Annotated in this window: 19 protein-coding genes and 1 other RNA gene; 5 read left to right on the forward strand and 15 right to left on the reverse strand. The window is 55.6% G+C overall.

Going from position 1 to position 22,033, the window contains the following annotated elements; all coding sequences use genetic code 11:
- Positions 1-301 precede the first annotated feature (301 nt).
- Together ACSPHG_RS18265 and ffs are read right to left on the reverse strand one after the other, a co-directional pair.
- On the reverse strand, positions 302-1,372 hold the full coding sequence (locus tag ACSPHG_RS18265; RefSeq protein ID WP_435954895.1) for a tyrosine-type recombinase/integrase: 1,071 nt from the start codon (positions 1,370-1,372) through the stop codon (positions 302-304).
- A gap of 109 nt (positions 1,373-1,481) precedes the next feature.
- An RNA gene (gene ffs, locus ACSPHG_RS18270) (signal recognition particle sRNA small type) lies at positions 1,482-1,578 on the reverse strand.
- A gap of 172 nt (positions 1,579-1,750) precedes the next feature.
- On the opposite strand from ffs, the gene ACSPHG_RS18275 reads away from it, so the two are divergent.
- Positions 1,751-2,062, forward strand: coding sequence for an MGMT family protein (locus tag ACSPHG_RS18275; RefSeq protein WP_435954896.1), 312 nt, complete (start codon positions 1,751-1,753; stop codon positions 2,060-2,062).
- A gap of 46 nt (positions 2,063-2,108) precedes the next feature.
- Here ACSPHG_RS18275 and ACSPHG_RS18280 read toward each other — a convergent pair whose 3' ends face one another.
- On the reverse strand, positions 2,109-2,681 hold the full coding sequence (locus ACSPHG_RS18280; protein WP_435954897.1) for a YbaY family lipoprotein: 573 nt from the start codon (positions 2,679-2,681) through the stop codon (positions 2,109-2,111).
- Between the two features lie 215 nt (positions 2,682-2,896).
- Here ACSPHG_RS18280 and tesB point away from each other — a divergent pair, with 215 nt between their 5' ends.
- Positions 2,897-3,757 carry an acyl-CoA thioesterase II gene (gene tesB, locus ACSPHG_RS18285; RefSeq protein ID WP_435954898.1) on the forward strand — a complete coding sequence of 287 codons (861 nt, stop codon included), beginning with the start codon at positions 2,897-2,899 and terminating at the stop codon, positions 3,755-3,757.
- A gap of 98 nt (positions 3,758-3,855) precedes the next feature.
- Here tesB and amtB read toward each other — a convergent pair whose 3' ends face one another.
- The 5 genes from amtB to ACSPHG_RS18310 form a co-directional block, all read right to left on the reverse strand.
- The gene (gene amtB / locus ACSPHG_RS18290; protein ID WP_435954899.1) at positions 3,856-5,142 is read right to left on the reverse strand and encodes an ammonium transporter AmtB; all 1,287 of its coding nucleotides are present in this window, start codon (positions 5,140-5,142) and stop codon (positions 3,856-3,858) included.
- A gap of 31 nt (positions 5,143-5,173) precedes the next feature.
- The gene (gene glnK / locus ACSPHG_RS18295) at positions 5,174-5,512 is read right to left on the reverse strand and encodes a P-II family nitrogen regulator (RefSeq protein WP_002891893.1); all 339 of its coding nucleotides are present in this window, start codon (positions 5,510-5,512) and stop codon (positions 5,174-5,176) included.
- A 266-nt stretch (positions 5,513-5,778) separates the two neighbouring features.
- On the reverse strand, positions 5,779-7,557 hold the full coding sequence (locus ACSPHG_RS18300; protein WP_435954900.1) for a SmdB family multidrug efflux ABC transporter permease/ATP-binding protein: 1,779 nt from the start codon (positions 7,555-7,557) through the stop codon (positions 5,779-5,781).
- The gene (locus ACSPHG_RS18305; RefSeq protein ID WP_435954901.1) at positions 7,550-9,328 is read right to left on the reverse strand and encodes a SmdA family multidrug ABC transporter permease/ATP-binding protein; all 1,779 of its coding nucleotides are present in this window, start codon (positions 9,326-9,328) and stop codon (positions 7,550-7,552) included. The genes ACSPHG_RS18300 and ACSPHG_RS18305 overlap by 8 nt, the downstream gene beginning before the upstream one ends.
- A 74-nt stretch (positions 9,329-9,402) precedes the next feature.
- Positions 9,403-9,864, reverse strand: coding sequence for an Lrp/AsnC family transcriptional regulator (locus ACSPHG_RS18310; RefSeq protein ID WP_435954902.1), 462 nt, complete (start codon positions 9,862-9,864; stop codon positions 9,403-9,405).
- A gap of 115 nt (positions 9,865-9,979) precedes the next feature.
- Here ACSPHG_RS18310 and ACSPHG_RS18315 point away from each other — a divergent pair, with 115 nt between their 5' ends.
- Entirely contained in the window at positions 9,980-11,026 is a 1,047-nt protein-coding gene (locus tag ACSPHG_RS18315; protein ID WP_435954903.1) for a PLP-dependent cysteine synthase family protein, read from the forward strand.
- A 37-nt stretch (positions 11,027-11,063) separates the two neighbouring features.
- Here ACSPHG_RS18315 and cof read toward each other — a convergent pair whose 3' ends face one another.
- Entirely contained in the window at positions 11,064-11,885 is an 822-nt protein-coding gene (gene cof, locus ACSPHG_RS18320; RefSeq protein ID WP_435954904.1) for an HMP-PP phosphatase, read from the reverse strand.
- Positions 11,886-11,987: 102 nt separating this feature from the next.
- Here cof and ACSPHG_RS18325 point away from each other — a divergent pair, with 102 nt between their 5' ends.
- Together ACSPHG_RS18325 and queC are read left to right on the forward strand one after the other, a co-directional pair.
- A complete protein-coding gene (locus ACSPHG_RS18325) occupies positions 11,988-13,691 on the forward strand; it encodes an SgrR family transcriptional regulator (RefSeq protein ID WP_435954905.1) in 1,704 nt (567 codons plus the stop codon).
- A 73-nt stretch (positions 13,692-13,764) separates the two neighbouring features.
- Positions 13,765-14,460, forward strand: a complete 696-nt coding sequence (gene queC, locus ACSPHG_RS18330) for a 7-cyano-7-deazaguanine synthase QueC (protein ID WP_435954906.1) — start codon at positions 13,765-13,767, stop codon at positions 14,458-14,460.
- A gap of 37 nt (positions 14,461-14,497) precedes the next feature.
- Here the strand turns inward: queC and ACSPHG_RS18335 are convergent, their stop codons facing one another.
- The 6 genes from ACSPHG_RS18335 to clpX all read right to left on the reverse strand — a co-directional run bounded on the left by ACSPHG_RS18335 (position 14,498) and on the right by clpX (position 21,954).
- On the reverse strand, positions 14,498-14,896 hold the full coding sequence (locus tag ACSPHG_RS18335; protein ID WP_435954907.1) for a YbgC/FadM family acyl-CoA thioesterase: 399 nt from the start codon (positions 14,894-14,896) through the stop codon (positions 14,498-14,500).
- Positions 14,897-15,015: 119 nt separating this feature from the next.
- Entirely contained in the window at positions 15,016-15,402 is a 387-nt protein-coding gene (locus ACSPHG_RS18340) for a ComEA family DNA-binding protein (protein WP_435954908.1), read from the reverse strand.
- 150 nt (positions 15,403-15,552) lie between these two features.
- Positions 15,553-17,424, reverse strand: a complete 1,872-nt coding sequence (gene ppiD / locus ACSPHG_RS18345; protein WP_435954909.1) for a peptidylprolyl isomerase — start codon at positions 17,422-17,424, stop codon at positions 15,553-15,555.
- A 232-nt stretch (positions 17,425-17,656) separates the two neighbouring features.
- The gene (gene hupB / locus ACSPHG_RS18350; RefSeq protein ID WP_008454620.1) at positions 17,657-17,929 is read right to left on the reverse strand and encodes a nucleoid-associated protein HU-beta; all 273 of its coding nucleotides are present in this window, start codon (positions 17,927-17,929) and stop codon (positions 17,657-17,659) included.
- A 209-nt stretch (positions 17,930-18,138) separates the two neighbouring features.
- Positions 18,139-20,493 carry an endopeptidase La gene (gene lon, locus ACSPHG_RS18355; protein WP_435954910.1) on the reverse strand — a complete coding sequence of 785 codons (2,355 nt, stop codon included), beginning with the start codon at positions 20,491-20,493 and terminating at the stop codon, positions 18,139-18,141.
- Between the two features lie 186 nt (positions 20,494-20,679).
- Positions 20,680-21,954, reverse strand: a complete 1,275-nt coding sequence (gene clpX, locus ACSPHG_RS18360; protein ID WP_435954911.1) for an ATP-dependent protease ATP-binding subunit ClpX — start codon at positions 21,952-21,954, stop codon at positions 20,680-20,682.
- Between the last annotated feature and the right edge of the window lie 79 nt (positions 21,955-22,033).

The following is a 22,033-nucleotide window of genomic DNA, read 5'->3' on the forward strand; positions in this document are numbered from 1 at the left end:
TGAAAACACGTTACCTTGCAAGATTTTGTGCTGGACGGTACTATCGAGAGTGGTACAGTACTGTTGTAGTACTACCACTATAACCAATTGATTAACCAACACAATTTAGTACTAATGGCTGATGGCAGGGCCCCCACCAATTTGTATTAAAGTACTTAATTATTAATCAGTTAAGTACTGAAATCCCGCCTCCATAGCCTTAGTGGTACAAAAACTGTGTATCACCAGTAGGCTTCACGATGTCTCTTATGCTCTCCCGTCAATAAGCTGGCTCTTAGCAAAGAGGCTGCTTAGTACGAAATCAAATATGTTCCAATAGATCATATAGTCGCGACACAGCCACTGATTTCCCATATCTTCTGTATGTAATTGAATTATCAGCATGTCCTAAGAATGCAGCAGCATAATGCTCCACTACACCAGCATTTTTCAACTTAGTGGCAATGTAATGTCTCAGAGAATGAAACTCAGGAACGAATAATTTTTTACGATAACCGCTAAACCAACGAGTGAAATAGTGACTATAAGACCCTTTATAGCGAGTTAACTGAGGAAATAATCTGCCCTTTTGTTTCTGCACATAGTCCAAAAATCCTATATCTACCAGTTTATTATGAATTGGTATTGTACGTTTGCTGTTCTCCGTTTTAACCACCTGTCCTTCATAGCGATCATCAACCCTGATGCACCACCTTCCCTCATATTTTAATATATCACTCTGATATAGTTGGCAAATTTCATTAGCTCTCATCCCCGTAAATCGACCAAGCAAAATAATCCACTTCTTCCAGTCAGGTAGAATACTGATCCCTTTCTCAAGATGTTTAACCTGAGTATCTGTATATGCTTCTCTCTTTTGGGATACTGACTCGCGATCCTTCTGGAGCAATCCGTCAAAGGGATTTTGAAAATCATAATCAGTACGATGCTTCAGCCATCGGAAAAAACCGCTGATTTTCTTAACATATTTGTTCTTTGTAGGAATCGCGACATCCAGCCCACTAATGAATTCAGCAGCCCTGCTACGCTTAAACACCTGCTCAGTGAAGCTAAAGTACTTATCAATACAGCGTTTGATAGAAGCGGCTTCCCTCTCGCAAACTTCAAGGCTTTTAAACTCAACATACTGTACAGCCTGTAATTTTAGCTCTTGAAATGACAATTCTGATTGAGGGGTTTGGCTCATACCGATTGTAGGACTGACAGTTTCAGTAATCAGCCAAGAGCGATCTGCAAAGCGTAAAGATCGCTTTGTCGCTTCAGTCTTTGAACGAGTACCTAACGAACGACGAAACTCACGGCGTTTACCACAGGGTAAAACGTTAACTTTACGGTAATACCAGATCCCATGACGGGAGAGCATAAGAGACATCGTGAAGCCTACTGGTGATACACAGTTTTTGTACCACTAAGGCTATGGAGGCGGGATTTCAGTACTTAACTGATTAATAATTAAGTACTTTAATACAAATTGGTGGGGGCCCTGCCAGCTACATCCCGGCACACACGTCACCTGCTGCGGCTGCTTCCTTCCGGATCTGACCGAGTTCACAAGTTAGTGTTGCGGGAGAACCAACAGGGCCCCCATTGAGAGCGCTAGTTACCTAACGCGCTGGCGCATTATCCATGTTGACCCAGGCAATTGCAAGCCGCCCGCGGTCAGGTGTTGGTTTCTTGCGCAAAGGGCGTTTTTCTTTGCCTCAGCCCGCGCGGCGATTATGCTTAGCAGTGCCGTTTCAAGGAGCTGCTCATGGACAATCACGATTCATTCCCGCACCGGGTTTACCAGATTATTGCCGCGATTCCGGAAGGCCACGTTACGACCTATGGCGACGTTGCTCTGCTGGCGGGATCGCCGCGTGCGGCGCGGCAGGTTGGCGGCGTGTTAAAACGCCTGCCGGAAGGCAGCAAGCTTCCGTGGCATCGCGTCGTTAATCGTCATGGCGTTATTTCACTGACCGGGCCAGATTTACAGCGCCAGCGCGAGGCGTTGCTGTCAGAAGGGATTATGGTTTCCGGGGATGGGCATATCGATATGCAGCGTTACCGCTGGAACTACTGACGACGAAAAGAAAAAGCGCCTCGTGAGAGGCGCTCAGATTGCTGACTTACTGAATTTGAGTCGGTGCTGGTACGGCTGAAGACGGGCTTACCTGGGTCGGTGAAGTCGAAGGCACGGTAGTTACCGCACCGCCGCCAGCCTGAACCGGCACGGCCGTCTGCTGTACTGGAACCAGCGTCAGATCCGCCTTGGTGCCGCCCTGATTGATAACCGGCTTCACGGTATCGGTGATAAACACCAGCTTATCGTTCACGGTAATCGCCGCGCTCAGGATAATGCGCGCGTTAGGCTGAACGTCGGACGGATTAAACGGTAGCACAAAGCTAAACGGCGCCTGTTTACCATCGGTACGAGTAGCCTTCTGTGCCAGAACTTTAGACGGTGCATCGGCGAGCGACGCGTCTGACAGGGTGACGGTTAATACCGCATCCGGTGGCAGCGCAACACGCTGACGAATCCACGCCGTACCGGTCACAGAGGGCTGTGCGATGGTCGACTGGGTTGAAGCACTCGACGTTGACGCAGCTGGCGCAGGCGTTGGGATATCTGCAGATTTCTGCGCGCACCCGGCCATAGCAACCGCGACGGCCAAACCACTTAACATGTGCACAATTTTCATTGATTAGTTCTCCTTATTATCAATGCATCCGTGGGCGCTGTGTCCCACAAGTAAGAGTGGTTAAAACATGCTTATCACGCTAAGTGTGGCACATATCACTGAATTCTGCCTGGAACGGCATGAATTATCAGGTCGGGCCAGTACTCGATTGATGTTGATATGATGTTATAATCAGGCCAGTTATGCGCAAATTCCCCCATTATCGAGGACGTTCTATGAGTCAGGCGCTCAGTAATTTATTGGCATTACTCAATCTGGAAAAGATTGAAGAAGGGCTATTTCGCGGCCAGAGCGAGGACTTAGGTTTACGCCAGGTATTCGGCGGGCAGGTAGTGGGACAGGCGCTTTACGCCGCCAAAGAGACCGTACCGGCAGACAGGCTGGTGCACTCTTTCCACAGCTATTTCCTCCGGCCTGGCGACAGCCAGAAGCCTATCGTTTACGACGTCGAAACCCTGCGCGACGGCAACAGCTTCAGCGCCCGCCGCGTGGCCGCCGTGCAAAACGGCAAGCCTATTTTTTATATGACCGCCTCTTTCCAGGCACCGGAATCGGGCTTTGAGCATCAAAAAGCCATGCCGCAGGCACCTTCCCCGGACGGTCTGATTTCAGAAACCGATATCGCACGCTCCGTCGAGAAGTTCCTCCCGCCGCAGGTAAAAGAAAAGTTTCTGTGCGAGAAGCCGCTGGAGATTCGGCCGGTGGAGTTCCATAACCCGCTTAAGGGGCATAAGGCGGAGCCAACCCGCCAGGTGTGGCTGCGCGCCAACGGTAAAATGCCGGACGATCTGCGCGTGCATCAGTATCTGCTCGGCTACGCGTCGGACTTTAACTTCCTGCCAACCGCCCTTCAGCCGCACGGCATTGGTTTCCTGGAGCCGGGCATGCAGGTCGCGACCATCGACCATTCGATGTGGTTCCATCGTCCGTTTGATATGAACGAATGGCTGCTGTACAGCGTGGAGAGCACCTCGGCGTCAAGCGCGCGCGGCTTTGTGCGCGGCGAGTTTTATACTCAGGACGGCGTGCTGGTGGCTTCGACGGTTCAGGAAGGGGTTATGCGCAAGCGTAGCTAGAGCGACGTTCAGGACGCCCTCACCCCGGCCCTCTCCCCCAGGAGAGGGAGAAGATCCCCTCGCCCCTTTGGGGAGAGGGTTAGGGTGAGGGGAATATATTAAGCGTTGTAAGCGTTCTCGCCGTGGCTGTTGACGTCCAGCCCTTCGCGCTCCTGCTCTTCCGGCACGCGCAGCCCGACGGTCAGGTCAGCGATTTTGAAGCCGATGAAGGCGACAACCGCAGACCAAACGATAGTCAGACCGATACTTTCCAACTGCACCAGCACCTGATGGCCCATGGTCACGCCTTCCGCGTAGCCAACGCCGCCCAGGGAAGTCGCGGCGAAGATGCCGGTCATGATACAGCCTACGATGCCGCACACGCCGTGCACGCCGAATACGTCACAGGGGTCATCCACGCGCAGCCATTTCTTCAGCAGCGTCACGCCCCACAGGCCCGCCAGGCCTGCCGCCACGCCAACAATCAGCGCCCCGCCAACGCCGACGTAACCACAGGCTGGCGTAATGCCGACCAGGCCCGCGATAGCGCCGGAACATGCGCCCAACAGAGAAGGTTTACCGCGCAGCGTCCATTCACCGAAGATCCAGCCGAGCACCGCCGCCGCCGTAGCAACAACCGTGTTAACAAAGGCCAGCGCGGCGATTTCATTTGCCGAGCTTGCTGAACCGGCGTTAAAGCCGAACCAGCCGAAGTACAGGATGGCCGTGCCGGTAAAGACCATCGGCAGGTTGTGCGGCTTGAAGGCCTCTTTGCCGTAGCCCACACGTTTGCCCACCAGGTAAGCGCCCACCAGCCCTGCAACGGCGGCGTTAATGTGCACCACCGTGCCGCCCGCGAAGTCCATCGCACCGTGCGTGCCCAGCAGACCGCCGCCCCAGACCATGTGCGCAATCGGCACGTAGGAGAGCGTCAGCCAGACCAGCACGAAAATCAGCACCGCAGAGAATTTGATACGTTCCGCCAGCGCGCCGACGATCAGCCCAACGGTGATACAGGCGAACGAGCCCTGGAACGCCACGTGAATGTACTGGTAGAAAGAGCCCATCAGCGCTTTGAGTTCGATATTTTTCAACATCACCCAGTCGAAGTTACCGAAGAAGCTGCCGCCGGTGCCGAAGGCCAGCGAGTAGCCGTAAACCACCCACAGCACGCAGACCAGCGAGAAGGTTACCGCCACCTGAGTCAGCATAGAAAGCACGTTCTTGGAGCGGATCAGGCCGCCGTAGAACAGCGCGAGGCCAGGGATAGTCATAAACAGCACCAACGCGGTGCAAATCATCATAAAGGCGTTGTCTGCTTTATCAGCAACAGCCGGGGCCGCCATAGCGATGGATGGCGCAACGGCCAGAGCTACGACGCCTAACGCAGAGGCTAATTTCTTCATTTTTTCTATCCCTTTCACGATGGGGGAGGCGTTACAGTGCCGCTTCGTCGGCTTCGCCGGTACGAATACGAATGACACGTTGCAGTTCGGCAACGAAAATTTTGCCGTCACCAATTTTGCCGGTGTAGGCCGCTTTGCTAATGACATCAATCACTTCGTCTAGCTGGTCATCGGCAATAGCGACGTCAATTTTCACTTTTGGCAGGAAATTCACGCTGTATTCCGCGCCGCGGTACAGCTCTGCATGGCCCTTCTGGCGACCGAAGCCCTTCACTTCCGTCACGGTCAGCCCCTGAATGCCGATAGAAGACAGTGCTTCACGAACGTCTTCGAGTTTGAACGGTTTGATTACCACGGTAACCAGCTTCATAGATTTCCCTCCAGTCAGACAATGGGTGATGGCACAGCTTCACGCAGGGAATAAAGCAAGCCCCGTGCCAGAAATGGAAAACGGGCTATTTTCAGCGTCTTAATCAACGGCGTTGCGGGGTTGTTCGAGAAAGAAAAAGCGTGACGGGGATTCAGAATGTTCCTGGAAAGAAAAAACGCACCATGCTGGTGCAGGGCGCGTTTCGAGTTTGCACCAATGGCGATCTCCACCGGTATTATGTGTCTTTATTGCCTGCTGCTGGTGCATCAGGCGATAAGCGATTCCTCGCGCGTGGCGGCGGCCAGCTCTTCGCCCGCGAGCTGAAGCTGATACATCTGCCAGTAGCGCCCTTCTGCCGCCAGAAGTTCGCCGTGCGTGCCGCGCTCAACGGCCTGACCGCGATGCAGCACCAGGATGGTGTCCGCGTCGGTAATGGTCGACAGGCGGTGGGCGATGACCACAAGCGTCGTGTGTTCGCGCACGGCGGCCAGCGCCTGCTGAATCGCCTGCTCGGTGCCGGAGTCGATGTTGGCGGTGGCCTCGTCCAGAATCAGAATCTGCGGGGCATCCACCAGTACGCGGGCCAGCGCCAGCAGCTGCTTTTGCCCAACGGACAGGTTGTTGCCCTGTTCGCCCAGACGGGTGTGAATACCGTCAACCATCGTGCGCGCCAGATCGGCGAGCTGCACGGTTTCCAGCGCCTGCCACACGGCTTCTTCGCTGATGTCACGCCCAAGCGTTACGTTGGTGAAGAATGAATCCGCCATCACCACCGGGTCCTGCTGCACCATCGCAACGCCTCGGCGCAGCGTACCGTGGCTGAGCGTGTCCAGCGGACGCCCGTCGAGGCGGATCTCGCCGCGAGTCAGCGGGTAATAACCCATCAGCAGGTTGGCCAGCGTGCTTTTGCCGCTGCCCGTGTGGCCCACCAGCGCCACAAAGCTGCGCGACGGGACTTCAAGATTGATGTCCTGAAGTACCAGCCGGTCGCCACGATAGGCGAACGAGACGTTATCTACCGAAATGTGACCGCTTTCCAGCGGGCGCTCGTCGTGGCCGTAGTCCTGGCGTTTGCCGTCCATCAGCTCAAAAACGCGCTCGCCGGCGACCACCGCCTGTTGCAGCATTGACTGCTGGGTGGTCAGCTCGATGAGCGGCTCGTTCAGGCGGCCAAGGTAGTTGATGAACGCGTAAAGCACGCCCACCTCAATCGTGCCGACCGAGGTAAAGCCAAACAGCATTAGCAGCCCGCACAGCACCAGCGCGGAGAACAGGCTGAGCAACGGGCGCAGCAGGAAACCGTCCAGCCGCAGCGTTTGCATTCGCGCAAGGTAGTGCGAAAGGCTCGCCTCCCCCATGCGTTCGCCAAAGCGCGCCTGCTGGCGGAACTGCTGGATCACGCCCATGCCGTTGATCACTTCGTTAAAGCCGTCGTTGATATCCGCCAGATAGCTGCGCACGCGGCGCACGATCGGCGTGCTGTAGCGCTGGTAGATCACCATCACGATCAGCACCGCCGGGAAGATGGTGATGGCGACGAGCGCCATGCGCCAGTCGAGGCTGAACATTGCCACCAGCATCGCGCCGATCAGCGCCGCGCTTCGCAGTACGGTCGCAACAACCGTCACGTACAGATCGCGGATCACTTCCGTGTCGTTGGTGACGCGGGAAATTAGCTGCCCGACAGGCTGGGTATCGAAGGCGCTCAGCGGCTGGCGCAGGGCGGCGTCCATTACGTCGGTTCGCAGCTTCTGCACCACGCCAACGGCGGCTTGGTTAAACAGCAGCGCCTGCCAGTAGTGCAGACCGGCGGCGGTTATCGACAGCAGCAGGTAGGCCGTGGCAAGCCCGGCCACCAGCGCAATCGGCATACGGTTCTGCGAAACCATGTTATCGATGAAGTAGCTAACGAGGATCGGGCCGGTGACCTCCGCCGCCGCCGCAATCCACAGCATAACGACCGCGCCCGCGAGCGGCTTGCGCCACGGCGAGCCGTAGGCCAGCAGGCGTTTAATCGTCGGCCACTGCTTCTGTAACTTACGCATTGGCTTGCTCCTCTTCGCTAGCCGCTTCCGGCGCGTCGTCAAGCGCTGCCTCTAACTGCTGATAGCGATACATGTCGCGATACCATCCCGGCTGGGAGGCCAGCGCCTCGTGGTTGCCACGCTGCACAACGTGCCCGTGCTGCATCACCAGAATTTCGCTGGCTTCCGTCAGCGCCGACAGACGGTGCGCGCTGATAATCACCGTGCGGTTTTCACCCCACTGGCGCAGGTTGTGCAGGATCTGGTGCTCGGTGCGCCCGTCCACCGCCGACAGCGCGTCGTCGAGGATGAGGATTTCCGCATCCAGCAGCAGCGCGCGGGCGATGGAAATACGCTGTTTCTGGCCGCCGGAGAGCATAACGCCGCGCTCGCCAACTTCCGTTTCGTAGCCCTGCGGCAGGCGCAGAATGTCCTCATGAACGCTTGCCAGGCGGGCAACGTGTTCGATTTCCTGCTGGGTCGCGTTTGGCTTGCCCAGCGCAATGTTGTTCGCCACCGTATCGGAGAACAGGAACGGCGTCTGGTTAACGACCGCAAGGCGGCTGCGCCAGGCGTCGAGCTGCATCTGCACCAGCGGAATATCGTGGAAACGGATGTCGCCCTGGTCGATATCAAAATGACGCTGTAACAATGACAGGATGGTGCTTTTACCGGCGCCCGTTGGGCCACACAGCCCGAGCATGCCGCCAGGTTTTAGCGTGAAGCTCACGTTTTCAAGGGTGGGCTGCGCCGTTTGCGGATAGTGGAACAGGCGAATATTCGCCTGCAACGTGCCGCGCCCCTGCGGCGCAACTTTATCGCCATCCTTCACGGACGGCGCTTCTTCCAGCATGCTGCGGATGCGGCTGTACGCCGCGCTGCCGCGCTCGACGATGTTAAACATCCACGCCAGCGCCAGCATCGGCCAGATCATCAGGCCAAGATACATCACGAAGCTGGTAAGCTGCCCGAGCGTTAAGGTGCCCTGCATGACCATCCAGCTGCCGCCGCCCACCGCCAGCAGGTTTGCGGTGCCGATGGCGATATAGATTGTTGGGTCAAAACGGGCGTCCACGCGGGCGACGCGCATGTTTTTTGCCCCGGCGTCCTGCGCCTCGGAGGCAAATAGCGCCGACTGGCGATCTTCCAGGCCAAACGCTTTGATCATGCGGATGCTGGTCAGGCTTTCCTGGGTACGGTCGTTGAGCGTGGAAAACGCCGCCTGGGCCAGTTTAAAGCGCTGGTGGAGCTGGTCGCCGTAGCGTTTGATCACCAGCGCCATTACCGGCATCGGCAGCAGCGCCAGCAGGGTGAGCTGCCAGCTAATCTGCGTTGACATAACGATCAGCACCGCGCAGCCCATCACCAGGGAATCCACTAGCGTCAGCACGCCCTCGCCCGCCGCAAAGACCACGCGGTCAACGTCGTTGGTAGCGCGCGCCATCAGGTCGCCGGTGCGGTGGCGGAGGTAAAATTCAGGATGCTGGCGGCTGAGCTGGCGGTAGTAGTCTTCGCGCAGTTCAACGGCGAGCTGGTAGGACGCGCCGAACAGCAGCACGCGCCACACGTAGCGCAGGGCGTAAACCACGATAGCAATGGCGATCATCACCCCGAGCCACATCAGCACCTGCTGGCCTGACATTCGCTGCTGGGTGACGCCATCCACGATCACGCCCACCAGTTTTGGCGGCACGAGCTGCAGAATGGCAATGATGATAAGCAGGGCCACCGCCCCGAGATAGCGTCGCCATTCACGGGTGAAGTACCAGCTTAATTGAGCAAATAATCGCACGCGGTTTTATTCCTGATTAGGTCTGCCGACGAGGGCGGTAAAGAAGTAGCGATAAAAGGCAATGCGCTTAAGGATTAACCGTTTATCGGTAAAGCTGTGGTGTATTTTATCTGTTCCATGGCGAAACTCGAAGTCACATCGCTTAGGCCCGGAATACCGTTGACCAGCCGTTTGTAAAAATCATCGTAGCTTTTCATGTCCGCAACCTGCACGCGCATCAGGTAATCGTACTCACCTGCCATGCGCCAGAAACCAAGGACTTCCGGCATGTCTTGCACCACGGAGACAAATTTGCAGTACCACTCGCTGCTGTGATGCTGGGTTTTGATCAGCACAAAAGCCGTGAGGGCAAGGCCGAGTTTTTCTGGGTCCAGCAGGGCGACTTTCGCTCGCACAATGCCGTCGTCTTCGAGTTTTTTCAGGCGCTTCCAGCACGGAGTGGTGGTCAGATTAACGGCATCCGCCAGCGCCTGCAAAGAGAGGGTGCAGTCTTCCTGCAATAAGGATAACAGCTTACGGTCAATTTTATCTAACATAGCGGCCTACAGGAGAAAGATTTTCTCTATTTAAAGGCTCACAAAGGCTAAATGGCAACTTTTTTATCCTGCTTTTGCTTTACGCTAAGCACAAATAGACAAACGGATCTCGACCATGACCAGCACCTGGGTAAACCACGCTATTAGCGAAATTAACGCCGACTATCAGCGCTCGGCGGACACGCACCTTATTCGCCTCGCCCTGCCCGGGTTTCCCGGCATTCAGCTGTATCTGAAAGATGAAAGCACCCATCCGACGGGCAGCCTGAAGCACCGTCTGGCGCGTTCGCTGTTTCTCTACGGCCTTTGTAACGGCTGGATCAAAGAAGGCACCACGATTATTGAGGCGTCTTCAGGCTCCACCGCCGTGTCGGAAGCCTATTTTGCCCGTCTGCTGGGGCTGCCTTTTATCGCCGTGATGCCCGCCTGCACCGCGAAGCGTAAGGTCGAGCAAATCGAGTTTTACGGCGGCCGCTGTCATTTTGTCGAGAGCGCCTGCGAGATTTACGCCGCATCCGAAATGCTGGCCCGCGAGCTTAACGGCCACTATATGGACCAGTTCACCTACGCCGAGCGCGCCACCGACTGGCGCGGTAACAACAATATCGCCGACAGTATTTTCCGCCAGATGGAGCACGAGCCGCATCCGGTGCCGGATTACATCGTAATGAGCGCCGGTACGGGCGGGACGTCCGCCACCATTGGCCGCTACCTGCGCTATCTCGGTTACCCAACTCGGCTGCTGGTGGTCGATCCGCAAAACTCGGTGTTTATGGATTACTGGCAGCAGCGTGATTGTAGCCTGACCAGCAAAGTCGGCAGCAAAATTGAGGGCATCGGGCGTCCGCGCTGCGAGCCGTCGTTTATCCCTGACGTGATCGACGAAATGCTGCGCGTGCCGGACGCAGCGAGCGTTGCCACCATGCAGTGGCTGGAGTCAATTTTGGGGCGCAAAGTTGGCGCGTCCACGGGCACAAATATGTGGGGAGCGCTGCAAATGGCGGCACGCATGCGCGACGAAGGCCGCACCGGTTCGATTGTGACCCTGCTTTGCGACAGCGGCGAGCGCTACCTGGAAACCTATTACAACGAGGAATGGGTGAAGGCGAATATCGGCGACGTTCTGCCGTGGCGCGCGACGATTGCGGATTTACTGAAATAAAAAAAGCCGGGCAGCTGCCCGGCTGGCTAAAGCCTGGTCATTCGGGGGAATAAGTCAGGTGTGGTGTATCGAGCCAATGCGTCAAATAGTGTGAAACGGCCTGGTTACCGCAGTGACCAATGACCGGCAGATGAGGCAAATCTTCTTTCAGCTGGGCCATCGCGTTGCCCATGATCAAACCGTGACCGACCGAGGAAAGCATTTCGCGGTCGTTCATCGCGTCGCCAAACGCCATGCAATCCTTCATTGACAGGCCGAGATGCTGGCTCAAAATGCCCAGCGCCGAGCCTTTGTTGCAGCCAACCGGCAGCACTTCCAGACAGTCGACCGCCGAGAAGCACAGGAAAGCGCTGTCGCCCAACGCCTCGTCTAGCTGAACCTTTAGGCCGAGCAAATCCTCGTGATCGCCGCAGAAGCAGATTTTGGTCACTTCATCGGTGGGCAGGCTTTTTAGGTCGGTAAGGCGATAGCGGAAGCCGCTGTAAACGTGGGCGTGGAGCAGCTGCGGAATGTCGTACTGCGTCAGCCAGCCGGTGTCGTTGAACACGTGCATGCTGGCCTGGGTAGCCCAGTCGCGGTGAATAACGGTTTCGGCGGCGCTCGGGGCAAGATCCTGACGGTGCATGAGTTCGCCGTCCAGGCTGTGGATACGTGTACCGTTGCCGGTGATCAGGAAGGCTTCGAGGTCGAGCGAACCTAAAACGTGGCGCATTTCGAGCACGTGACGTCCGGTGGCAAAAGCGAGGGTCATCTGCCGCTCTACGCGCAGGCGTTTTAGCGTGCGCAGCGTTTCCTCACCAAGACGGTGGTTGGGCAGCAGCAGCGTGCCGTCCATATCAAATGCAGCCAGACGTGCCATAAAAACTCCCCAATGTGACCTCACCAACATGAGCCACAGTATTGCCTGGCATATACGGAACTAATAGTGAATACTTCGTGAAAATTGTTCCGGGTTTATCCTATGCGTCAGCTAAATCGCCTGAATCAATACCAGAGACTGTGGCAGCCCTCGGCGGGCGAGCCGGTACAGGCAACCGTCGCGGAGCTTGCGGGCCGCTGTTTTTGCAGCGAGCGCCATGTACGAACCCTGCTTAACCAACTACAGGACGCGGGATGGCTGACGTGGCGCGCGCGGTCCGGACGAGGCAAACGCGGCGAGCTGACCTTCCTGGTCACCCCGGAGAGCGTGCGTTCGGGCATGATGGAGGACGTGCTGCACAAAGGGCAGCACCAGAACGCGCTGGAGCTGGCGCAGATTGCCCCCGAACAGCTGCGGCATCTGCTGCAACCTTTTCTTGGCGGCCAGTGGCAGAACGATACGCCGACGCTGCGTATCCCATACTATCGCCCCCTCGAACCGTTACGGCCGGGCTTTATGCCGGGGCGCGCCGAGCAGCATCTTGCCGGGCAAATCTTCTCGGGCCTGACGCGTTTTGACACCCATAGCACGCAGCCACAGCCCGATCTTGCCCATCACTGGCAGGTTTCCGCCGACGGGTTGAGCTGGCTGTTCTTCATTCGCTCGACCCTGCACTGGCATAACGGCGAGGCGGTAGAAACCGCACAGCTGCAGGAGCGGCTGCTGATGCTGCTTACCCTGCCCGCAATGCGCCGTCTGTTTATCAGCGTGAAAACCGTCGAACAGCCGCATGCCCGCTGCCTGCGCTTCGTTTTGCACAATCCGGATTACTGGCTGCCGTACCGTCTGGCGAGCTATTGCAGCCGCTTGGCCCACCCAGTCGATACGCAGATGGGATCGGGCGCTTTCCGCATTGCCAGTTATAAAGAAAACCTCGTGCGCATCGAAAGCCATGAAAGCTATCACCTTAGCCATCCGCTGCTGAAGGCGGTTGAATATTGGATCACCCCGCAGCTTTTTGACACGGCGCTCGGCACCAGCTGCCGCCACCCGGTGCAGATCGCCATCGGCCAGCAGGATGAGCTGGTACACCTCAGGCCGGTGAAGAACAGCATCAGCCTCGGCTTCTGCTATCTGGCGGTGAAACAGCGCGGGCATCTGACGCCGGACCAGGCGCGTACGCTGATGCAGATCGTGCGGCGCTATGAGGTGATCGGCTCGCTGCCGGTAGAAGAGTCGCTGATCGCGCCCAGCACGGAGATGATCCCCGGCTGGACGATGCCGGAGTGGGAAAGCCAGCCCGAGGTGCCATTACCACGTCGGCTGACGCTTATCTACCATCTGCCAATGGAGCTTCACGTGATGGCGCAGCAGCTAAAACAGTATCTGGCCACGCTCGGCTGCGAGCTTACGCTTATTTTCCACGACGCGAAAAACTGGGCGGGCTGCGATAAGCTCGCCGAGGCGGATTTGGTTATGGGCGACAGGCTTATCGGCGAGGCACCTGAATACACGCTTGAGCAGTGGTTGCGCAGCGACATCCTTTGGTCGCACGTGTTAAACGGCGGCCAGTATGCGCATCTTCAGGCGACGCTTGACGCGGTGCAGATTCATCCCGATGACCGGGCGCGCTATGCCGGTTTACGTGAAGTCTTCAGCACGTTGATGGAGGACGCCATAATTACGCCGCTCTTCAACTATCGCTATCAGATTAGCGCCCCGCCGGGGGTGAACGGTATCGAACTAAACGCCTGGGGCTGGTTTGATTTCACTCAAGCATGGCTGCCGCCGCCGTCAATGACGTGAAGAAGCTGGGCAGCCAACCGCGTGGGCGTTACCATAGCGCCGAAACGTTAATTTTTTGATTACAGGATTACTCATGAAACGTGCAGTCGTCGTCTTCAGTGGCGGGCAAGATTCCACAACCTGCCTGATTCAGGCTTTGCAGCAGTACGATGAAGTTCACTGCGTGACGTTTGATTATGGTCAGCGCCACCGCGCCGAGATTGACGTTGCCCGTGAACTGGCGCTGAAGCTGGGTGCCCGCGCCCATAAGGTGCTGGATGTGACCCTGCTGAACGAACTAGCGGTCAGCAGCCTGACCCGCGACAGCATCCCGGTGCCAAATTACGATCCGAGTGAAAGCGGCATCCCAAGCACCTTTGTGCCGGGCCGTAATATTCTGTTCCTGACCCTGACGGCGATTTATGCCTATCAGGTCGAGGCCGAAGCGGTGATCACGGGCGTGTGCGAAACCGACTTCTCCGGCTACCCGGACTGCCGCGACGAGTTCGTTAAAGCGCTGAACCATGCGGTAAGCCTGGGTATGGCTCGCGATATTCGCTTTGAGACGCCGCTGATGTGGCTCGATAAAGCCGAAACCTGGGCGCTTGCTGACTACTGGCAGCAGCTGGATTTGGTGCGCCGCGACACGCTTACCTGCTACAACGGCATTCAGGGCGACGGGTGCGGCGAGTGTGCGGCATGTAACCTGCGTTCCAACGGCCTGAACCATTATCTTGCCGATAAGCCAGGCGTTATGGCGGCGATGAAACGTAAAACCGGCCTTAAATAACGGCAGTAAGGGCGTGGAACCTACCACGCCCCGCCTATCATCCCATCATTTGCTCGAGCTTTTCGCGCAGTTCCCCCTCAATCGGCACCGACTTCTGCGTTTTCAGATCGATACAAACGAAGGTCAGCAACGCGTCGGCCACCGCCTGCCCTTCCGGCTCAAGCGTTACGACCTGGCTTAGCACGCCGCTTTTGCCGTTTAGCTGTTCAAGCTTGCTGGTAATGCGCAGCACGTCACCCAGCACGGCGGGACGGCGATAGCTGATGTTAATGTTGACGACGATAAAGGCGATGTTCCGTTCTGTCATCCACTGAAAACCGGTGGTGTTCTCAAGCCCTTCCCAGCGGGCCTCTTCAAGAAACTCCAGATAGCGTGCGTTATTCACATGTTGATAAACATCCATGTGGTAACCACGGACTTTGATTTGTGTCTGCATAGCGCGATGACCTTCTCATTTTAATAGGCAGGTAAAATGAACGGGCCGCACCAACTGGTACGACCTGTTATTTAGCGTAGCAAATTTTCCTGACTACGCGAGCGGGTGCGCACTATCCCTCAAAGTTTTATGCGCGCGCGGTTGCGTTCTACCAACGCGCTGCCGATCCCTGGCACCTCCTGAAGCTGTTCAAGTTCTTTAAACGGGCCGTATTCATCACGGTAGCTGACGATGGACTGAGCCTTTTTCAAGCCAACGCCGTTCATGACGCGGGCCAGATCCTCCGCGCTTGCCGTGTTGATACTCACCACGCCATCGTTGGCATCATCCGTTTTTGCCTCGCTGGCCTTAAGCCCCGGCGCTTTGGCTGCGCCTGCTTCAGCAGGGGTTGTGACCTGAGCGGTGGCATCAGTTTTGGCACCCGCCGTAGCCGCGTGAGACGGCGTGCAGGTGCTGATACCGATGATGGATAAGGCGAGATATAACGCTTTGATTCCTGATTTCATGCTGTTTCCTCCTTGGGTGTTTTTCAGCGAAGCCACCATACCAGGAGAAAAAAACCGGAACAAATGCCGATGTTAAAATGTGGAAAAGGCCGCGAAAGCGGCCTTTAGTTGTTGCACTACGTTGCAATGATTTGCGAGAGACGCCGAGGATTATTGCTGATCGACGATGTCACCCATTTTGATTTTCGCTTCTTTGCGCAGGTTGGTCATCAGCGCTTCAAAGGCGATTTGGGCATTGTTCTGGGTGATCCCCTGCACCATCGCTTTCTTCTGCTCGGCAGGCATGGTGCCCGCTTTCACTTCGTCGAAAGCTAACAGCACAACGTTGCCCTGCATATCGTTAGCCACGCCGTAGCTTGCTTTGTCTTTCGCAGGGAGTGGCAAGGTGAACGCTGCCTGGCTCACAGGATCCTGACCAGAACGCTTCAGAGTTTTAGCTTCGCCGAAGCTTAGACCGGCAGCTTTCATCGCCGCATCGCCTTTGCCCAGCTTCAGTTCGTTGAGCAGCTTGTCGGCCTGCAGTTTCGCCTGCTGTTCCGCTTTCTGCTGTTTAACCTGGGCAATCACCTGCTCACGCACTTCTGCCAGAGGTTTAACCGCTTCGGCTTTGTGCTCTGTTACGCGCAGAACGAACGCGCGGTCACCGTCAACGGTGATGATGTCAGAGTTGCTGCCCGGCGTGCCGTTTTCGCCAACAAGGCCACCGTTAAAGATAGCGTCAGAGACAGGCTTGAAGTTCAGCTCGGCAGGCAGATTGTCGTGACCGAACCAGCCGGTCTGCACGGCTTTAACGCCCGCAACCTGCTCGGCACCTGCCAGAGATTCATTATCGTTGCTTGCCGCGTCGCTAACTTTCTGCTGCAGCGCGTAGTAGGCATCGACCGCTTTCTCTTGCTTCACTTTGTCAGCGATTGCGTCGTGCACTTCGGTCAGAGGCTTGGTCTGGGCAGGCTGGATATCGTCCAGGCGAACCACGAGGAAGCCAACGGAGGATTTGATAACGCCAGACAGCTGGCCTTTGTCTTTCAGACCGGCGTTTTTCAGCTCGTCCGGCGTCGTGGCAGGCTCCAGCCAGCCCATGTCGCCGCCGTTACGGGCAGAGATAATGTCAGCTGATTTTGCTTTTGCCAGGGCCGCGAAGTCGCCGCCTTTGGTCAGCTCGTCCAGTACCGCTTTTGCTTCCGCTTCAGTTTTGGTCTGAATGACGCTGTAGCGATTACGCTGCGGCTGGGTGAACTCATCCTGATGCTGATCGTAGTAGGACTGGATTTCTGCATCGGTCGCCTTTTCCTGCATGGAGGCCGCATCCAGTTTGATGTAGCTCACCTTGAACTGCTCAGGCGCAATATAGTGGTTCTTGTTCTGATCGTAGCTGCTGGTAATTTCCTGCTCGGAAACTTCCTGCTTAGCAGCCAGCGCGTTGACATCAATGGTTGCTTCACGCACCACGCGTTCTTGTGCGACCAGCGCCGCTAGCTCATCGGTTTCGCCGGTCAGCATGAAGTCAGTGCCCACAACGGCGTTGATCAGCTGCTGCGTGGTCAGCTGGTTACGCAGAGCCTGCGCATACTGATCGGCTGTCATACCCATGTTGCTGATGATGGCGTTATAACGGGCGTTGTCGAATTTGCCGTTACTCTGGAAAGCCGGCTCTTTGAAGATGGCCTGCTTGATTTGTTCATCGCTAATGCCAAGGCCCAAGTGCTTAGCATACTGGTCCATTAAGGCTTCATCGATCAAGCGGGACAGCACCTGCTGGCGCATCTGCTTCATGTAGCCTTCGTTGGCCGCAAGCGCTGAGAACTGATCGCCTAACTGCTGCTGCTGACGATTGCGTTCGCTGGCGACGGCATTTTCATACTGCCCGCGACCGATTTCCTGGCCATTCACTTTTGCGGCATAGTTGGCACCGCCGCCGGTCAGGTATCCACCCACGCCAGTCAAAATGAATGACACGATAATGATACCGAAGATTATCTTGAGTACGACGTGGTTTGCCGCCGTACGTAAATTGTCCATCATGGTGTAACAACACTCCACTGTAGTGTGAATGGTAAACCCTGCGCAGTCGCTAAATGGCATCCCTGATAACGCGTACTGCTGTACCGCTGCGCGCAAGGGGGTATTGTGACAAGAAACCCGCCTCAAATCATCAAGCAAGCGTAAAATTAGGGCACCAAAAACAAAAAAGGCACATCTAACGATGCGCCCCTGACAAAGCTTTACGGTTTAGATCGGTTAACGGGTCAAAAACTCAGTTAACCGCGTCTTTCAGCGCTTTACCCGCACGGAAGCCTGGGACTTTCGCAGCAGCGATGGTGATTTCTTTACCTGTCTGAGGGTTGCGGCCTGTACGGGCAGCGCGCTCTTTAACAGCAAAAGTACCAAAGCCTACCAGCGCTACGTCTTCCCCGGACTGCAGAGATTCGGTAACAGAAGCGATAACAGCATCTAACGCACGTCCAGCCGCAGCTTTAGAAATATCAGCACCTGCGGCAATTTTGTCTATCAGTTGAGATTTATTCACTCTTCTCTTCCTCTCGTTATTATTTATATCGTACCCATATCCTTCAAAGCACGACCGCGCAGCAGTTATATCAGGCCTGTCATGCCCGCACAACATCCGTTGTACGTGACAACCCTTACCGCTGTCTAACTTAGCGACACAAAAAAAAGCTGGCAAGTGACAATTCACCTACCAGCTCCGTTTTTATTGACTGTATTTGCGTCAGGTCACTATTTTGCGGTTACAACCTGCATTCCGTAAGGCTCATTCTGCAAGGCAAGCGCCAGAACTTCTTCAATGCGCTTTACAGGATGGATGTCCAGATCGGCAATAACGTTGTCCGGAATCTCTTCCAGATCGCGCTTGTTTTCGTCCGGAATCAGAACGGTTTTAATACCGCCGCGGTGTGCAGCCAGCAGTTTTTCTTTCAAACCACCGATTGGCAGAACCTGACCACGCAGCGTGATTTCACCGGTCATCGCTACATCTGCGCGCACCGGGTTACCCGTCAGACAGGAAACCAGCGCGGTACACATTGCGATACCCGCACTTGGGCCATCTTTCGGCGTTGCGCCTTCCGGTACGTGAACGTGAATATCACGTTTTTCATAGAAGTCGCCGTTGATGCCCAGTTTTTCAGCACGAGCGCGTACGACTGTCAGCGCGGCCTGAATAGATTCCTGCATCACTTCACCGAGGGATCCGGTGTAGGTCAGCTTGCCTTTGCCCGGAACGCATGCGGTTTCGATGGTCAGCAGATCGCCGCCAACTTCCGTCCACGCAAGGCCAGTCACCTGCCCAACGCGGTTTTCGCTGTCCGCACGGCCATAGTCAAAGCGCTGAACCCCAAGGAAGTCCTTCAGGTTATCGCCGTTGATGGTGATGTGCTTAAGCGTTTTATCCAGCAGCAGCTGCTTCACCGCTTTACGGCACAGCTTGGAAATTTCACGTTCCAGGCTACGCACGCCGGCTTCACGCGTGTAATAACGAATGATGCCGCTAATCGCGCTGTCTTCAACGGTGATCTCACCTTTTTTCAGGGCGTTGCGCTCGATTTGCTTAGGCAGCAGGTGCTGCTTGGCGATGTTCAGCTTTTCATCTTCGGTGTAGCCGGACAGGCGAATCACTTCCATACGATCCAACAGCGGAGCCGGGATGTTCATGGAGTTAGAGGTCGCAACAAACATCACGTCGCTGAGATCGTAATCCACTTCCAGATAGTGGTCGTTGAACGCCACGTTCTGTTCAGGGTCGAGCACTTCCAGTAGTGCGGAAGCCGGATCGCCGCGCATATCCGAAGACATTTTGTCGATTTCATCCAGCAGGAATAATGGGTTTTTAACCCCTACTTTCGCCATTTTCTGGATAAGTTTGCCCGGCATCGAACCAATATAGGTACGACGGTGGCCGCGAATTTCAGCTTCATCGCGCACGCCGCCCAGCGCCATACGGATGTATTTACGTCCGGTTGCTCGCGCAATGGACTGGCCCAAGGAGGTTTTACCCACGCCCGGAGGCCCAACCAGGCACAAAATTGGCCCTTTGAGCTTGTTCACGCGGCTCTGCACTGCGAGGTATTCCAGGATGCGGTCTTTCACGCGTTCCAGGCCGTAGTGGTCGGTATCCAGAACTTCCTGAGCCTGACGCAGGTCTTTTTTAACCTTGCTGCGCGCGTTCCACGGTACCTGAACCATCCAGTCGATATAGCCGCGCACTACGGTTGCTTCCGCAGACATTGGCGACATCATTTTCAGCTTTTGCAGTTCCGCTTCGGTTTTTTCGCGCGCTTCTTTCGGCATTTTTGCCGCGTCGATTTTGCGTTTCAGCGCTTCATTTTCGTCCGGCGCGTCGTCCATTTCGCCCAGTTCTTTCTGAATAGCCTTCATTTGCTCATTCAGATAGTACTCGCGCTGGCTCTTTTCCATCTGCTTTTTAACGCGGTTGCGAATACGTTTCTCAACCTGTAGCAGATCGATTTCAGACTCCATCATCGCCATCAGATATTCGAGACGTTCGTTAATATCTGACATCTCAAGCACGGACTGTTTGTCCGTTAACTTCAATGGCATATGTGCGGCGATGGTGTCTGCCAGACGTGCAGGATCGTCGATGCTGTTGAGCGACGTCAGCACTTCTGGCGGGATTTTTTTGTTCAGCTTGATGTAGCCTTCAAACTGATTAATGGCAGTGCGTACAAGGACTTCCTGCTCGCGCTCTTCAATGACCGGCGAGTCGAGGTATTCGGCCTGTGCGGCAAAATGGTCGCCATTGTCAGACAACGTGGTGATACGCGCACGCTGCAGGCCTTCAACCAGCACTTTTACGGTGCCGTCTGGCAGTTTCAGCATCTGCAAAATGGATGCAACGGTACCCACAGAGAACAGGTCATTAACACCCGGCTCGTCCGTTGAAGCCTCTTTTTGCGCCACCAGCATGATTTTTTTATCGTGGTCCATGGCCGCTTCCAGGCAGCGAATGGATTTTTCGCGCCCGACAAACAGTGGAATAACCATGTGCGGATAAACCACCACATCGCGCAACGGCAATACGGGGATTTCAATGCGTTCAGAACGCTCAGGATTCATAGAGCTCTCTCTTAGTTTAATTTCCGCCAGGTGATGGGGCGATGCCTTCGCTCTCATGTGGCATCACCAGCAAGTAAGTCAGTATATTGGGATGTTTCCCGCACATTCAATGGCAGGAATGAAGGAAAAATAAAAGGGGGATAAAAATCCCCCCTTTTTGACTAACTGACTGGTTATTTTGGCGAATTATTCACCGGATGCTTGTTGAGCTTCCGGCTTACCATAAATTAGCAGCGGCTCAGACTGGCCGTCGATGACGGACTCATCGATAACCACTTTTTCAACGTCTTCCATAGAAGGCAGATCGTACATGGTATCGAGCAGCGCGCCTTCCACGATAGAACGCAGGCCACGAGCACCGGTTTTACGCGCCATGGCTTTCTTCGCGATGGCGTCCAGCGCCTCGTCACGGAATTCCAGCTCAACGCCTTCCAGATTGAACAGCGCCTGATACTGCTTGGTCAGGGCGTTTTTCGGCTCTTTCAGGATTTGAATCAGGGCTTCTTCGCTCAGCTCGCTCAAGGTTGCAACGACCGGCAGACGACCGATGAACTCAGGGATCAAACCGAATTTGATCAGATCTTCTGGCTCAACCTGGCCGAGCAGCTGGCCTTCGCTCGCTTTCTCGGACTTGCCTTTAACCGTTGCGCCAAAGCCAATGCCAGAACCGGTTTCAACACGGTTAGCAATCACTTTGTCAAGACCGGCAAACGCACCGCCACAGATAAACAGAATCTTGGAGGTATCAACCTGCAGGAACTCTTGCTGCGGATGTTTACGGCCACCCTGTGGTGGAACCGCAGCCACGGTACCTTCGATCAGCTTCAGCAACGCCTGCTGCACGCCTTCACCGGATACGTCGCGGGTGATGGACGGGTTGTCAGATTTGCGGGAGATTTTGTCAATCTCATCGATATAGACGATACCGCGCTGCGCTTTCTGCACATCGTAGTCGCATTTCTGCAGCAGTTTTTGAATGATGTTTTCTACGTCTTCACCCACGTAACCCGCTTCGGTCAGCGTAGTGGCATCGGCCATGGTGAAAGGAACATCCAGCAAACGCGCCAGGGTTTCAGCCAGCAGGGTTTTACCGCTACCGGTCGGCCCGATGAGCAGGATGTTACTTTTGCCCAGCTCAATGCCGTTGGTGCTATCGCCGTTGCGCAGACGTTTGTAGTGGTTATAAACCGCCACCGCCAGAACCTTTTTCGCCTGTTCCTGACCGATAACATAGTCATCAAGGTGGTGACGAATTTCGTGTGGAGTTGGCAACGCGCTACGTTCACGGTGCGGTGCCACCTCTTTAATCTCTTCGCGAATGATGTCGTTACATAAGTCGACACACTCATCGCAGATATACACTGACGGCCCGGCAATCAGTTTGCGCACTTCATGCTGGCTTTTGCCGCAAAAAGAGCAGTACAGCAGTTTGCCTGAACCGTCTTTGCGCTTATCTGTCATAAAGTCAAAACCTCTTATCTGTTTCTTTGCACCGTTTCAGGACGACGCAAGTGCCTTTGATGCGGCACAGCCAATCGTA

The organism is Dryocola baronae, from assembly GCF_051297175.1.
GTDB lineage: Bacteria > Pseudomonadota > Gammaproteobacteria > Enterobacterales > Enterobacteriaceae > Dryocola.